This window comes from Mesorhizobium sp. M7A.F.Ca.US.002.01.1.1 (assembly GCF_004022955.1).
Classification (GTDB): domain Bacteria; phylum Pseudomonadota; class Alphaproteobacteria; order Rhizobiales; family Rhizobiaceae; genus Mesorhizobium; species Mesorhizobium ciceri.
The window spans coordinates 1-13,185 of sequence record NZ_RZQE01000127.1 but is presented as its reverse complement, the minus strand read 5'-3'; the positions used below and the strand labels follow the sequence as shown (position 1 = coordinate 13,185).

The following is a 13,185-nucleotide window of genomic DNA, read 5'->3' as shown; positions in this document are numbered from 1 at the left end:
GTGCTGCTGCTGGCGGCAATCGGCCTCGCCATCACGTTCGGCGTCATGGGCGTCATCAACATGGCGCATGGCGAGATGGTAATGCTCGGCGCCTACACGACCTTCGTCGTCCAGCAGGTGATCCGTACATCCTTCCCGGACCTGTTCGACTGGTCGCTGGTCATCGCACTGCCGCTCGCGTTTCTCGTCGCGGCCCTGGTTGGCCTGATCATCGAGCGCGGTGTCATCCGCTTCCTCTATGGCCGGCCGCTTGAAACGCTGCTGGCGACATGGGGCGTCTCGCTGATCCTGCAACAGGCCGTGCGCTCAATCTTCGGGCCGACCAACCAAGAGGTCGGCAACCCATCCTGGATGTCGGGCTCGTTCAATGTCGGACAGTTGGCGATCACCTGGAACCGCCTGTGGATCCTGGTTTTCGCGCTCGCTGTCTTCGGCATCCTGCTCTACGTGATGAAGCGCACGCCCTGGGGCCTGCAGATGCGCGCCGTCACCGCCAACCGGCGCATGGCTGCCTCGATGGGCATCAGGACGCCGTGGGTCGACGCGCTGACCTTCGCGCTCGGCTCCGGCATTGCCGGCATTGCCGGCGTCGCGCTGAGCCAGATCGACAACGTCTCGCCCAATCTCGGCCGCGGGTACATCATCGACAGCTTCATGGTCGTTGTCTTCGGCGGCGTCGGTAATCTGTGGGGCACGCTGGTCGGCGCCTTCTCGCTCGGCATCGTCAACAAGTTCCTCGAGCCTTATGCGGGCGCGGTGCTCGGCAAGATCGTCGTGCTGGTGCTGATCATCCTGTTCATCCAGAAACGCCCGCGCGGCCTGTTCGCGCTCAAGGGGAGGGCGGTGGAAGCATGATCACGGGACGCTTCTTTGCCGCCGGCGCGGACCGCCGCATCGCCATTACGATCTCCATCCTGCTGGCGGTGGCCGTCATCGTGCCGTTGCTCAACCTTGCGGTGTCTCCTACCAGCGCCTTCTACATCCCATCCTACATCGTCGCGCTGACCGGCAAATATCTCTGCTATGCGCTGCTTGCCTTGGCGCTCGACCTGGTCTGGGGCTATTGCGGCATCCTTTCGCTCGGCCACGGCGCCTTCTTCGCGCTCGGCGGCTATGCAATGGGCATGTATCTGATGCGTCAGATCGGCTCGCGCGGCGTCTATGGCAATCCCGTCCTGCCCGACTTCATGGTGTTCCTGAACTACAAGGAACTGCCATGGTTCTGGTATGGCTTCGACCATTTCTGGTTCGCCGGCCTCATGGTGCTCGCGGTGCCTGGCCTGCTGGCTTTCGTCTTCGGCTGGTTCGCCTTCCGCAGCCGCGTCACCGGCGTTTATCTCTCCATCATTACCCAGGCGATGACGTATGCGCTGCTGCTTGCCTTTTTCCGCAACGATATGGGGTTCGGCGGCAACAACGGCCTGACCGATTTCAAGGATATTCTGGGCTTCAACGTGCAGGCCGACGCGACGCGCTCGGCGCTGTTTGCCGCCAGCGCGGTGATGCTGGCACTTGCCGTCTTCGTCACCTGGGCGATCGTCGGCTCAAAATACGGCAAGCTCTTGATGGCGGTACGCGATGCCGAGAGCCGCACGCGCTTTCTCGGCTGGCGGGCGGAGAACGTGAAACTGTTCGCCTTCACCGTCTCGGCCGTCATGGCCGGCATAGCCGGTGCGCTCTACGTGCCGCAGGTCGGCATCATCAACCCTGGTGAATTCGAGCCGGCCAATTCGATTGAAGTCGTCGTCTGGGCGGCTGTCGGCGGGCGCGGCACCATTGTCGGGCCGATCATCGGTGCGTTGCTGGTCAATGCCGGAAAATCCTGGTTCACCGGCGTACTGCCGGAGTTCTGGCTGTTTGCACTGGGTGGACTATTCGTCGCCGTCACGCTTTTGCTGCCCAAGGGCATCATCGGCATGTGGGACAGCTGGCGCGGCAACGCCAAGGCGTTGCGAGCTGCTTCGATTGCCGAGGAAGCCGGCACCGATGCCGATGTCTCGCCGCCGGCGAAAATCGTTCGCAGTGAAGCAAGAAAGCCAGGTGACTGGTCCGCCAGCAACCCCGAACCACAGCCGGCGGAGTGAGCGACCATGTCAAAGTCGAACACGATCCTTTATCTCGACGGCGTCTCGGTCTCCTTCGACGGCTTTCGCGCCATCAACAATCTGTCGCTGGTGCTCGACAAGGGCGAGATGCGCGCCATCATCGGCCCCAACGGCGCCGGCAAGACGACGATGATGGACATCGTCACCGGCAAGACGCGGCCCGACGAGGGCGAAGTGTTCTTCGACGGCCAAGTCGATCTGACCAAGCACGACGAGGCCGAGATCGCAATGATGGGCATTGGCCGTAAATTTCAGAAGCCGACCGTCTTCGAAAGCCACACGATCGAGGAAAACCTGATGCTGGCGCTGAAGGGTCCTCGCTCGATCTTCCCGGCGCTGTTTCACCGCCGCTCGGCCGCCGAGACGCGGCAGATCGATGACATCCTCGGCATCATCCGGCTTGGCGACAAGCGTGACGAACTGGCGGCCAATCTCAGCCATGGGCAAAAGCAGTGGCTGGAGATCGGCATGCTCTTGGCGCAGGACCCGAAACTGCTTCTGGTTGACGAGCCGGTCGCCGGCATGACCGATGCCGAGACCGAGGAAACCGCGCGGCTGCTCAAGGATATCGCCCGCGACCATTCGGTCATCGTCGTCGAGCACGACATGCATTTCGTGCGCGAGCTCGGCGTCAAGGTCACCTGCCTGCACGAGGGCTCGGTGCTCTCGGAAGGCACACTCGATTTCGTGTCGGCCGACGAGCGTGTCGTCGAAGTCTATCTGGGGAGATGAGCATGGTCTGGCGGGTTCAGTTCCATCACTTCGATCTGTCGTTTCTCAGGTTCTGGAGACGGCGCTGACATGCTCGAAGTTTCCAATGCCACGCTGCACTACGGCGCCGCCCAGGCGCTGCGCGGCGTATCGCTGAAGGCGGGCGCCGGCAAGATCACCTGCGTGCTCGGCCGCAACGGCGTCGGCAAGACCAGTTTGATGAGATCGATCGTCGGCCACCACCGGCTGACGAGCGGAAGCGTTGCCTTCGAGGGGAAGGCGCTCGACCGGAGCGCGGCGTATGACCGCGCCCGGTCGGGCATCGCATTCGTACCGCAGGGCAGGGAGGTCTTTCCGCTGCTCACCGTGCGGGAGAACCTGGAATCAGGCTTTGCGCCGCTGAGGCGAGCCGACCGCAACATTCCGGCGCATGTCTTCGAATTGTTCCCTGTGCTGAAGCAGATGCTCGGCCGTCGCGGCGGCGATCTTTCCGGCGGCCAGCAGCAACAGCTCGCCATCGGGCGGGCGCTGGTGATGCGGCCGAAACTGCTCGTGCTCGATGAACCGACCGAGGGCATACAGCCGTCGATCATTAAGGACATCGGCCGCGCCATCCGCTATCTGCGCGACCAGGCGGGCATCGCCGTGCTTTTGGTCGAACAATATCTCGATTTCTGCCGCGAGCTCGCCGACGAGGTCAACATCATGGACCGGGGCGTGATCGTCCATACCGGCCCGGCTGAAGATTTAGACCGGGCTGATGTGCGGAAGTTCCTTACCGTCTAGAATTGGCGGTGAACTTCAGTTGGCGATCCGAAGTTCTTGCCAAGTCCAATATTTCTCCATCCGATCACCTGCGTCTCTGGCACGCTCAATATCGCGTGCTAGTCTTTTCCATGGCTTTGTGAGTCGGCCGCTTCCGTATCAGTCTGGTTATCGCAGATCGAGGACCACGGCCAATGCCGGGCAAGTTTCACGCAAGCAAGGCTGCCTAGCTTCCCTCCTGCGATCTCTGTCGTTCAAACGCGTTTGGGCACACAGGCTAAAGGACAGCCATGGAACGTTACGTCGAGGATTACCAGAAGCGGCGGCTTACCGAACGCGTCGACATCATCGCTGCCATCAATATCTTGAGATCACAGGGCTGCGACTACGACGATCTGATCGAGGAGATCACCAAGGTCTTCTATGTCGATCTCGATACCTTCAATGAGATTGTCATGGCGGCCTAGGAGCCGCATTCGTCTCCCCACGATCAGAGGCCGGTGTTGCGCGATTAGCTTGCGCGCCTGAACGGAGACGCGGTGACGCGGTTACGGCCTCCGCGCTTGGCGTCGTAGAGCGCCTTGTCGGCGGCGTTGAGCACCTTGTCGAAGCCGAGGCCTTCCTTGGTGCCGAAAGCAAATCCGGCACTGACGGTGCATATCAGCGAGCCTGTCTCGGTTTCGATGCGGTGCGCGGCGAAAGCTGCCCGTATGGCCTCGGCGGTGGCCTCCACCGTTTCGGGCAAGGTCCGCTTCAGCACCAGCGCGAACTCCTCGCCGCCCATGCGCGCGGCGACGTCGGCCGGGCGGCGATTGCTGGCGAGTTCCCGTGCAAACACCCTCAGCACTTCATCACCGGCGGCGTGGCCGAATTCGTCGTTGATGGCCTTGAAGTTGTCGAGATCGAAGACGACCACCGCCGTGAAGGCGCCGACCGGCGCATCGCCGTGCAGGTCGAACAGGGCGCGGCGGTTGAGCAGGCCGGTCAGCGGGTCGGTCAGGGCATTGTGGCGGTGATGCCGGGCCAAGCGTCCCTGATTCAGGGCCAGGGAAAGCGCTCCAATCCCGGTCATGCTGGCGATGACGATGATGAGGCTCAGTTCCTCGGCCCAGTTGCTTGGCGCATGTCCAAGGACCAGCTTTCCATCCAAGGCTAAAACCATGGCGCAGAGAGCGAAGGATGCGGCCGTGGCAGAATAGAGCGCGGTGATACCGATCGTCAGGGCAGGGGCTTCGTCGCGGCCCTTCCAGTATTCGACCGCCGTTGCGAACAGAAGCAAGGCGGCGAAGGCATTTTCGAACATGAAGCCCAGCCCGTCATAGCCTAGAGCCATGGGAGGCAACGTCACGGCCAGCGAAATGGCGCTGCCAAGTACAGTTCGGGGCACTGGCGAGCCGCCGGTTCTAAACTGGTAGGCCGCGCCCAGCATTGTCGAGAAACCGAGCAGGAGGAAAGCCAGCGTGGCGATGCCCAGCAGGCGCCCGGGCATGTCGATATAAGCGTCATAGACAAAAATATCGCCGACCACGAACACCAGGCTGATCGCCCATGTCAGCAGGAATTTCTCCGAGCGAGCGGTCAGCCACATGCCGAACAATGTCAGGCTCAGGCAGGCCGCGGAAAAACCGACAGCCAGGAGAAGTGAAGTGTAGTCGAGCGACATGCCCCTCGTCCTTGCCCGTGGCGGCCCAGATCTGCGACTGGTCTGGCTGGATTCATGCAGCAAGGAGGTATCGATAAGGTTACGACGGTGGCGAAGATGCCATGATTCCGCTGCGTCAGGGCACCGGTTGACCCTGGTCCACTCGCTTCATCAGTGCCATGGCGCCGAACGGCGCGCGCACCTTGCCCTCGGTGATGAAGTAAACGAACACGTCGCGCGGCTTGACCGGCGCATCGGTGGCGGGGTCGGCGCGCCGCAGGTCGGCCGGCTGCTTGCCTTGCGCCCAGGTCTTTACCCGCGCGGCCCATTCATCGAGGCCTTTCGGCGTATAGCAGTCGGGATTGTCATCGCTGCCGGTCTGCAGTCGGGCGTAGACGAAATCGGCGGTGATGTCGGCGATATCAGGATATTTGGCATGGTCGGCGTAGACGATCGCGGCCTTGTATTTTCGGGCAAGTGCTGCGAATTCCGGCACGACAAAACTGTCGTTGCGGACTTCGAGCGCATGGCGCAGCGCAACGCCGTCCTGCTTTTCCGGTAGCAGCTTCAGGAAGGCTTCGAAATCGTCCGGATCGAATTTCTTGGTCGGCGCGAACTGCCACAGGATCGGCCCGAGCTTTTCGCCGAGCGCCGCCACGCCGGAGCCAAGGAAGCGCATCATCGATTCGCCGGCCTCGCCCAGCACGCGCCGGTTGGTGACGAAGCGGTTGCCCTTCAGCGAATAGACAAAGCCGTCCGGCGCTTCGCTGGCCCATTTGACGAAGGTCGGCTCCTTGAAGCTGGAATAGTAGGTGCCGTTGACCTCGATGCTCGGCACCTGGCGAGTGGCGTAGTTCAACTGCTTGGCCTTGGAAAGCTTGTCGGGATAGAAGGACGTATCCCAGGGTTCGAAGGTCCAGCCGCCCATGCCGGCGCGGATTGTTCCCGATGTGCTCATTGTCATCCTCCCAATGCAGAAAAAGATCAGGCCGCGGTAATCTGATCGACGGTTTTGATCATGTCGACGAGCACCCATCCTGGCCGGTAGGGATTGGGCCGGCGACCCGTTTCGTGGAAACCATAGGCAAGATAGAGCGCAATGTTCCGCTCCATCCTGGCGTTGGTGTAGAGCCGCACTTCTGGCAGACCCCAGAGATGGGTCTGCTCATCCGCGTGTTTCAGCAGCGCAATGCCGAAGCCCTTGCCTTGAAAGTCGGGGGAGACCGCGACGGAGAATATCATCGCGTGGTCGTCATGTCGCTCCAGCGCGATCAGCCCGGCAAGCTCGCCGCCACTTTCCAGCAACCAGACCTCGCCGCGCGCGATGCGCGGCGCATAGTCCTCGGTGACCGGGATCGGCGGCGCGCCGAACAGCGCGATGTAAGGCGCATAGGCCGCTTCCGTCAGCGAGACGACGGTTTGGAGATCACCGGCAAGCGCTCTTCTGATTGTCATTCAAAAGCTCTCCAGAGCTCTCCAGGCGCCAACCGGTCGATCACTCCGCCGCTTCGCGTTTGCCTCCGGGACGTCGCTCCAGAAGCTCCTTGAGGAACTGGCCGGTGTAGCTGCGCTTTTCGCGCACGATGGCTTCCGGCGTGCCGGAGGCGACCAGTTCGCCGCCGCCGTCGCCGCCTTCGGGGCCGAGGTCGAGCACCCAGTCCGCGGTTTTTATCACTTCGAGATTGTGCTCGATGACCACCACCGTGTTGCCCTGGTCTACCAGTTCGTGCAGCACTTCCAGCAGTTTGGCAACGTCGTGGAAATGCAGGCCAGTGGTCGGCTCATCCAGGATGTAGAGCGTCTTGCCGGTCGCCTTGCGCGACAGTTCCTTGGCCAGCTTGATGCGCTGCGCCTCGCCGCCGGACAGCGTTGTCGCCTGCTGGCCGATATGGATGTAGCCGAGGCCGACCTGCTTCAGCGTGTCGAGCTTGTCGCGCACGCCGGGCACCGCGGCGAAGAAATCGACGCCTTCCTCGACCGTCATGTCGAGCACGTCGGCGATCGACTTGCCCTTGAACAGGACATCGAGCGTCTCTCTGTTATAGCGCTTGCCGTGACAGACGTCGCAGGTGACGTAGACGTCGGGCAGGAAGTGCATCTCGATCTTGATGACGCCGTCGCCCTGGCAGGCCTCGCAGCGGCCGCCCTTGACGTTGAACGAGAAGCGTCCCGGCTGATAGCCGCGCGCCTTGGCCTCCGGCAGGCCAGCGAACCAGTCGCGGATCGGCGTGAAGGCGCCGGTATAGGTGGCCGGGTTTGAACGCGGTGTGCGGCCGATCGGCGACTGGTCGATGTCGATGACCTTGTCGAGGAATTCGAGGCCCTCGATGCGGTCGTGGTCGGCCGGATGTTCGCGCGAGCCCATGATGCGTCTCGAGGCGGCCTTGAACAGCGTCTCGATCAGGAAGGTCGACTTGCCGCCGCCGGACACGCCAGTGACGGCGGTGAAGGTGCCGAGCGGGATTTCGGCGGTGACGTTCTTCAGATTGTTGCCGCGCGCGCCGACGATCTTGATGCGGCGGTTCTTCTTCGCTTCACGCCGCACGCCGGGCGTCGCCACTTCGAGCGCGCCCGACAGATATTTGCCAGTGATCGAATTGGGATTGGCCATGACCTGCTGCGGCGTGCCCTGGGCGATGATCTCGCCGCCATGGATGCCGGCGGCCGGGCCCATGTCGACGACATAGTCGGCATGCAGGATGGCGTCCTCGTCATGCTCGACGACGATCACCGTGTTGCCGATGTCGCGCAGGTGCTTCAGCGTATCGAGCAGGCGCGCATTGTCGCGCTGGTGCAGGCCGATCGACGGCTCGTCCAGCACATAGAGCACGCCGGTCAGGCCGGAGCCGATCTGCGATGCCAGCCGGATGCGCTGGCTCTCGCCGCCCGACAGCGTGCCGGAATTGCGCGACAGCGTCAGATAGTCGAGCCCGACATCGTTGAGGAAGCGCAGCCGTTCACGGATTTCCTTGAGCACACGCACCGCGATTTCGTTCTGCTTGTCGTTGAGCGACGCGGGCAGGTCGGTGAACCACTGGTCGGCCTTGCGGATGGAAAGCTCGGTGACTTCGCCGATGTGCCTGCCGGCGATCTTCACCGCCAGCGACTCGGGCTTCAGCCGATAGCCCTTGCAGACCGGGCAGGGTGTGGCCGACATGAAGCGCTCGATCTCCTCGCGCATCCAGGCGGATTCGGTCTCTTTCCAGCGCCGCTCGAGATTGGGGATGACGCCTTCGAAAGTTTTCGTCGTCTTGTAGGAGCGCAGGCCGTCATCATACTGGAAGGTGATCTCGCGCTCGCCGGTGCCGCGCAGGACGGCTTCCTTGGCCTCTTCAGACAAATCCTTGAACTTGTCGCCGAGCTTGAAGCCATAGGCCTTGCCCAATGCCTCCAGCGTCTGCGCGTAATAGGGCGAGGTCGACTTCGCCCACGGGCTGACGGCGCCGTCGCGCAGCGAGATGTTTTCATCCGGCACGATCAGATTGCCGTCGATGGCGCGCTGGCTGCCGAGACCGTCGCAGGTCGGGCAGGCGCCGAACGGGTTGTTGAACGAGAACAGCCGCGGTTCGATTTCCGGAATGGTGAAGCCGGAGACCGGGCAAGCGAACTTTTCCGAGAACAGGATGCGCTCATGCGTCTCGTTCTTCGACTTGTTGACCGAATCCTCGCCGGTCTGGCTGGAATCGAGCGGCTTGTCGGCGAATTCGGCGACCGCCAGCCCATCGGCCAGCTTCAGCGCCGTTTCGATGGAATCGGCAAGCCGCGTCGCGAGGTCGCCGCGCACGACGATGCGGTCGACGACGACATCGAGGTCATGCTTGTACTTCTTGTCCAGCGCCGGCACGTCGGCGATCTCATAGAAGACGCCGTCGACCTTGACGCGCTGAAAGCCCTTCTTCTGCAGTTCCAGCAATTCCTTGCGGTACTCGCCTTTGCGGCCGCGCACCATCGGCGCCAGGATGAACAGGCGCGTGCCTTCCTCGATCGCCAGCACGCGGTCGACCATCTGCGAAACCGTCTGGCTCTCGATCGGCAGGCCGGTGGCCGGCGAATAGGGGATGCCGACGCGCGCAAAAAGCAGGCGCATATAGTCGTAGATCTCGGTGACGGTGCCGACCGTCGAACGCGGGTTCTTCGATGTGGTCTTCTGCTCGATGGAAATGGCAGGCGACAGGCCGTCGATCTGGTCGACGTCAGGCTTCTGCATCATTTCGAGGAATTGCCGCGCGTAGGCCGACAGGCTTTCGACGTAGCGCCGCTGGCCCTCGGCATAGATCGTGTCGAAGGCAAGCGATGACTTGCCGGACCCCGACAGGCCGGTCATGACAATCAGGCTGTCACGCGGCAGGTCGAGATCGACATTCTTCAGATTGTGTTCGCGCGCCCCGCGAATGGAAAGATATTTATGGTCGGCCATAGCCGGTCGCCGCCTCAGAATCTGGAATTTCCTGGAATGGCGGGTTTTCCCGGCCATCCCCTATGTAGGTAGTTTTGCCGCCACGTCGAGAGACGCCACAATTCCCGACAAAAGCGTTTAAGCGTCTTTCGCGTGAACGGGCAAGCGGAAAGAACAAAGGCCGAACACGCTCCTGACAAAGCTGTGCAAAAACTGACTTGTACGTAACCTCCCGGCGATCACGTTTTTCGGTAACCGGCTATTGATGGTTGACGCGGGCAACCCAGGAGCGCAGTCTCCGGAAGTCAACGAAGCCGGCCGTCTTTCGATGGCCTCGCCGCCCAAAGGCGGCCTGCGAGACGCCGCAGGCATTTGCGATTTGTGCTTCGAATTGACAACAATCGCAACGGACAGAGGAGCGGAGCTATGACGCCACCGGATCGTCCCCTAGGGTTCCAGTTGTCACTGGAGCCGCGGCAGGCATAAGTGCCAGGGTTTAGCGTCTGCGCCACCCGGCAAACCGTGACCTGCCATATCTCCTAAAAATCAGAGACTGCTAGTCGGATCGTCGGCCGAACGCCGCGGTGCATCCGAAATCAAACGCCGGCAGTACACTCCCGGCAAAGTTGGATTTGAGATCCAGAAGGCCCCGTCCGTTTGCCCAAGGCACGGCGGGGCCGTTTTATGTGGGGAACGCTCATTTCCGCGCGCACTCAGTGACGCGGCGGCCCGATCGAGCCGGCGCCGACATCGACGGTGATGCTGCCGGAAATCCTGACATCCGTATCGCCGATCTTGAATGTGCCGTTCTCGCCGGCCGGCAGCGCATCGTCCGGCTCGGGAGCCGGCTTGGCGATGCGGTAGTCGCCGGTCACGCCGGGCAGGGCGCTTTTTTGCGTCGACGGCGAACTGTCCTCTGCAAGAGCCGCGCCACTCACGAGACTGGCAAAAGCGAGCACCACGACGGCGATGACGGGGCGCAGTGGTCTGGAAGGATGAGTGTCGGTCATCCCAGGACTATAGTGGCGCGCCGCCCATGGAACCAGACCGGCATCGTCAAATCTTCGGCAGCCGGCCGGACTCCGCTCCGGCCCTGGCTTACGCCGCCTTTTTGCGCGTGTCGAAAACATGGTCGACGATGCCCCATGCCTGCGCCTCGCGGGCGGTCATGAAGTGGTCGCGGTCCAGCGTGCGCTCGACCTCTTCATAGGTACGGCCGCAATGCTGCGCGTAGAGCTCGGCCATGTGCCGTTTCGTCCTGCCGATGCGCTCGGCATGGCGCTGGATGTCGGAGGCCTGGCCCTGAAACCCGCCCAGCGGCTGATGCAGCAGGATGGTGGCGTTCGGCAGGGAAATCCGGCGCCCCGGTGTGCCTGCCATCAGCAGGAACGAGCCCATCGAAGCGGCAAAGCCCATGCATACGGTCGACACCGGACAGCTGATATATTGCATCGTGTCGTAGATGGCGAAACCACTGGTCACCACGCCGCCCGGCGAGTTGATGTAGAGCGAGATCTCCTTGTCCGGATTGTCCGATTCCAGCGACAAAAGCTGCGCGCAGACCAGCGCCGAGCTGTCGTCGTTGATCTCGCCGTTGATGAAGATGATGCGCTCGCGCAGCAGCCGCGAAAAGATGTCGAAGGCGCGTTCGCCGCGGCTCGATTGCTCGATGACCATCGGCACCAGACTGGCAACACCGCTCATTTTTCTTCTCCGATTTTCTATTATGCCGCGCGCAGAAGGCGCGGTGCGTTCGCGGCGATGGGCTTTCCAATTGCGCGCAAACCGAGCGAAAGACGGCAGCCGGCGCCTGCCATGGCGATGGCAGGCATGGCCTTGCGGGCAAAGCCGTCATGGACGACACGCAGATGCGTGCCGCCGGAAACGGTTCGGGCAAGTGTGAAGGTGACGGTACTGTCGAGCGGATCCTGCCTGGCTGCGTCGCCCGGCTGCTCCCGCCAGGAATAGCGCAGCAGCTTCTCGGGTTCGGCGTCGAGGATTTCGCATTCGATCGGCGTGTCCGGCCGGGCGAAGGCGAAACGGTTGCCGATCTCGAGGCTGATGTCGTTCGGCATCATCCAGGCGGCCAGCAATTCCGGTACGGTCAGGGCCCGCCAGACCTTTTCCGGCGGCTCGGCAAGGTCGTACTCGAACTCGAGCGCATCCGCGGCGTCGATTTGGCCCTCGTTGGTCGTTGATCCCGCCTTCTTCATTGATCCATGTCCTTCAAAACCGCCTTCAGCCTTTCGATGCGTTCCGGCCAGAAAGTCCGGTAGCGTTCGATCCAGGAGAGCAAGGGAGCGAGCCCCTGCGGATCGGCGCGGTAATAGGCGTTGCGGCCGGCTCGCCGCTCGACCACCAGGCCGGCGCCACGCAGCACCGCCAGATGCTGCGACACCGCGGGCTGCGACACCGTCATACCGGTGCGCAATTCCGACACGCTCATCTCGCCTGCGGCCAGCCGCTCAAAGACGGCGCGGCGCGTCGGGTCGGCCAGTGCGCGAAAAATCTCTGCTTCGATCATGTCGAAAGCATAAGTGAATACTTATTGATTTGGCAAGCACTGTTTTACGAGATTGTCGGAAGCCAGCGTCTCACCATTCCGGCAGGCCCATCGAACGTCGCCTCGAAAATCGGCGACGCAAGGACGGCGTGGATGTGAAGCGTTCCAGTGCCGGCGTTCTTGAACCCGTGTTTCCTGTTCGCGGGGACAACGAGAGACTGGCCCGATGTCACGACTGTATGCTCATCGTCGATCCACATCTCAGCCCTACCGGCGATAACGGTCAGCACTTCCTCCACGGGATGCCAATGCGTTGGGGCGCCGACCGTGGGCTCGACCCATTGCTCGAATATGCAAAGTTGCGATGCACCATCGCTGGCCGACACATGCATGCGTGTTTCCACACCTGCTCGCCATTGCTCGCGCTGCTGGTCCTCATGTGCGACAGACTTCATTTGATCGCCCCCGGTCAGATCCGATTTCATGGAAATTTCCGGCCGGGACACTACATCTTGCTGACAAACATTGACAGAACGTCATCTGCACCATAGAACGAACAGGGAACAAAAACCTTGTGGGTAAAGGCAGCCACGGCAAGCGGCTGACGCCTGCAGCCTGTAAGGTGCTGCGACAAAAAAATTTGTTTCGGATGAGCGCGGAGAAATATCATGGCGGGTAGCGTCAACAAGGTCATTTTGGTCGGCAACCTCGGCGCGGATCCCGAAATCCGTCGCCTCAACTCGGGCGAGCCGGTCGTCAACATTCGCATTGCGACGTCGGAAAGCTGGCGTGACAAGAATTCCGGCGAGCGCAAGGAAAAGACCGAATGGCACAACGTCGTCATCTTCAATGAGGGCATCGCCAAGGTGGCGGAGCAGTATTTGAAGAAGGGCATGAAGGTCTATGTCGAGGGCCAGCTGCAGACGCGCAAATGGCAGGACCAGACCGGCGCCGACAAGTACACGACGGAAGTCGTGCTGCAGAAATTCCGCGGTGAGCTGCAGATGCTCGACGCGCGCGGGCAGGGTGAAGGCGGCCAGGTTGGCGGCTATGCCGGTGGCGG

15 protein-coding genes are annotated in these 13,185 nt (G+C 62.1%); 6 read left to right on the top strand and 9 right to left on the bottom strand.

The window, feature by feature from the left end; all coding sequences use genetic code 11:
- From urtB to EN932_RS15095, 5 genes are all read left to right on the top strand, one after another.
- On the top strand, positions 1 to 855 hold an 855-nt coding region (gene urtB / locus EN932_RS15115), incomplete at its 5' end, for an urea ABC transporter permease subunit UrtB (RefSeq protein ID WP_128368894.1).
- Complete coding sequence (urtC, locus tag EN932_RS15110; protein WP_027161511.1) at positions 852 to 2,084, top strand: urea ABC transporter permease subunit UrtC; 1,233 nt, start codon at positions 852 to 854, stop codon at positions 2,082 to 2,084. The genes urtB and urtC, both read left to right, overlap by 4 nt.
- A 6-nt stretch (positions 2,085 to 2,090) precedes the next feature.
- Entirely contained in the window at positions 2,091 to 2,837 is a 747-nt protein-coding gene (gene urtD / locus EN932_RS15105; RefSeq protein ID WP_013531846.1) for an urea ABC transporter ATP-binding protein UrtD, read from the top strand.
- Between the two features lie 69 nt (positions 2,838 to 2,906).
- A complete protein-coding gene (urtE, locus tag EN932_RS15100; protein WP_013531845.1) occupies positions 2,907 to 3,602 on the top strand; it encodes an urea ABC transporter ATP-binding subunit UrtE in 696 nt (231 codons plus the stop codon).
- Positions 3,603 to 3,871: 269 nt separating this feature from the next.
- On the top strand, positions 3,872 to 4,048 hold the full coding sequence (locus EN932_RS15095) for a hypothetical protein (RefSeq protein WP_013531844.1): 177 nt from the start codon (positions 3,872 to 3,874) through the stop codon (positions 4,046 to 4,048).
- 44 nt (positions 4,049 to 4,092) lie between these two features.
- Here EN932_RS15095 and EN932_RS15090 read toward each other — a convergent pair whose 3' ends face one another.
- From EN932_RS15090 to EN932_RS15050, 9 genes are all read right to left on the bottom strand, one after another.
- Positions 4,093 to 5,244, bottom strand: coding sequence for a GGDEF domain-containing protein (locus EN932_RS15090; RefSeq protein ID WP_013531843.1), 1,152 nt, complete (start codon positions 5,242 to 5,244; stop codon positions 4,093 to 4,095).
- Positions 5,245 to 5,359: 115 nt separating this feature from the next.
- Positions 5,360 to 6,181, bottom strand: coding sequence for a DUF72 domain-containing protein (locus EN932_RS15085; protein WP_127385406.1), 822 nt, complete (start codon positions 6,179 to 6,181; stop codon positions 5,360 to 5,362).
- A gap of 26 nt (positions 6,182 to 6,207) precedes the next feature.
- On the bottom strand, positions 6,208 to 6,678 hold the full coding sequence (locus EN932_RS15080) for a GNAT family N-acetyltransferase (RefSeq protein WP_127370558.1): 471 nt from the start codon (positions 6,676 to 6,678) through the stop codon (positions 6,208 to 6,210).
- A 40-nt stretch (positions 6,679 to 6,718) separates the two neighbouring features.
- The gene (gene uvrA, locus EN932_RS15075; protein WP_063167932.1) at positions 6,719 to 9,640 is read right to left on the bottom strand and encodes an excinuclease ABC subunit UvrA; all 2,922 of its coding nucleotides are present in this window, start codon (positions 9,638 to 9,640) and stop codon (positions 6,719 to 6,721) included.
- A gap of 692 nt (positions 9,641 to 10,332) precedes the next feature.
- Positions 10,333 to 10,629 carry a hypothetical protein gene (locus tag EN932_RS15070; RefSeq protein ID WP_063172078.1) on the bottom strand — a complete coding sequence of 99 codons (297 nt, stop codon included), beginning with the start codon at positions 10,627 to 10,629 and terminating at the stop codon, positions 10,333 to 10,335.
- Positions 10,630 to 10,717: 88 nt separating this feature from the next.
- A complete protein-coding gene (locus EN932_RS15065) occupies positions 10,718 to 11,323 on the bottom strand; it encodes an ATP-dependent Clp protease proteolytic subunit (RefSeq protein ID WP_128368893.1) in 606 nt (201 codons plus the stop codon).
- Between the two features lie 20 nt (positions 11,324 to 11,343).
- On the bottom strand, positions 11,344 to 11,832 hold the full coding sequence (locus EN932_RS15060; RefSeq protein WP_127367158.1) for an SRPBCC domain-containing protein: 489 nt from the start codon (positions 11,830 to 11,832) through the stop codon (positions 11,344 to 11,346).
- Positions 11,829 to 12,143 (bottom strand): metalloregulator ArsR/SmtB family transcription factor, encoded by a 315-nt coding sequence (locus EN932_RS15055; protein ID WP_013531836.1) that lies wholly within the window; start codon positions 12,141 to 12,143, stop codon positions 11,829 to 11,831. Before EN932_RS15055 ends, EN932_RS15060 begins: the two co-directional genes overlap by 4 nt.
- Positions 12,144 to 12,187: 44 nt before the next feature.
- A complete protein-coding gene (locus EN932_RS15050; protein ID WP_128368892.1) occupies positions 12,188 to 12,607 on the bottom strand; it encodes a cupin domain-containing protein in 420 nt (139 codons plus the stop codon).
- A gap of 183 nt (positions 12,608 to 12,790) precedes the next feature.
- Here EN932_RS15050 and ssb point away from each other — a divergent pair.
- Positions 12,791 to 13,185: single-stranded DNA-binding protein (ssb, locus tag EN932_RS15045; RefSeq protein ID WP_128368891.1), on the top strand; the 395-nt coding region annotated here is incomplete at its 3' end.

Excerpts from the sequence above, each read along its gene's own strand:
- EN932_RS15055 (WP_013531836.1), bottom strand. The coding sequence starts at position 12,143 with ATGATCGAAGCAGAGATTTTTCGCGCACTGGCCGACCCGACGCGCCGC.
- EN932_RS15085 (WP_127385406.1), bottom strand. The coding sequence starts at position 6,181 with ATGAGCACATCGGGAACAATCCGCGCCGGCATGGGCGGCTGGACCTTC.
- uvrA (WP_063167932.1), bottom strand. The coding sequence starts at position 9,640 with ATGGCCGACCATAAATATCTTTCCATTCGCGGGGCGCGCGAACACAAT.
- EN932_RS15090 (WP_013531843.1), bottom strand. The coding sequence starts at position 5,244 with ATGTCGCTCGACTACACTTCACTTCTCCTGGCTGTCGGTTTTTCCGCG.
- urtE (WP_013531845.1), top strand. The coding sequence starts at position 2,907 with ATGCTCGAAGTTTCCAATGCCACGCTGCACTACGGCGCCGCCCAGGCG.
- urtD (WP_013531846.1), top strand. The coding sequence starts at position 2,091 with ATGTCAAAGTCGAACACGATCCTTTATCTCGACGGCGTCTCGGTCTCC.
- EN932_RS15080 (WP_127370558.1), bottom strand. The coding sequence starts at position 6,678 with ATGACAATCAGAAGAGCGCTTGCCGGTGATCTCCAAACCGTCGTCTCG.
- EN932_RS15065 (WP_128368893.1), bottom strand. The coding sequence starts at position 11,323 with ATGAGCGGTGTTGCCAGTCTGGTGCCGATGGTCATCGAGCAATCGAGC.
- urtC (WP_027161511.1), top strand. The coding sequence starts at position 852 with ATGATCACGGGACGCTTCTTTGCCGCCGGCGCGGACCGCCGCATCGCC.
- EN932_RS15060 (WP_127367158.1), bottom strand. The coding sequence starts at position 11,832 with ATGAAGAAGGCGGGATCAACGACCAACGAGGGCCAAATCGACGCCGCG.
- EN932_RS15050 (WP_128368892.1), bottom strand. The coding sequence starts at position 12,607 with ATGAAATCGGATCTGACCGGGGGCGATCAAATGAAGTCTGTCGCACAT.
- EN932_RS15095 (WP_013531844.1), top strand. The coding sequence starts at position 3,872 with ATGGAACGTTACGTCGAGGATTACCAGAAGCGGCGGCTTACCGAACGC.
- EN932_RS15070 (WP_063172078.1), bottom strand. The coding sequence starts at position 10,629 with ATGACCGACACTCATCCTTCCAGACCACTGCGCCCCGTCATCGCCGTC.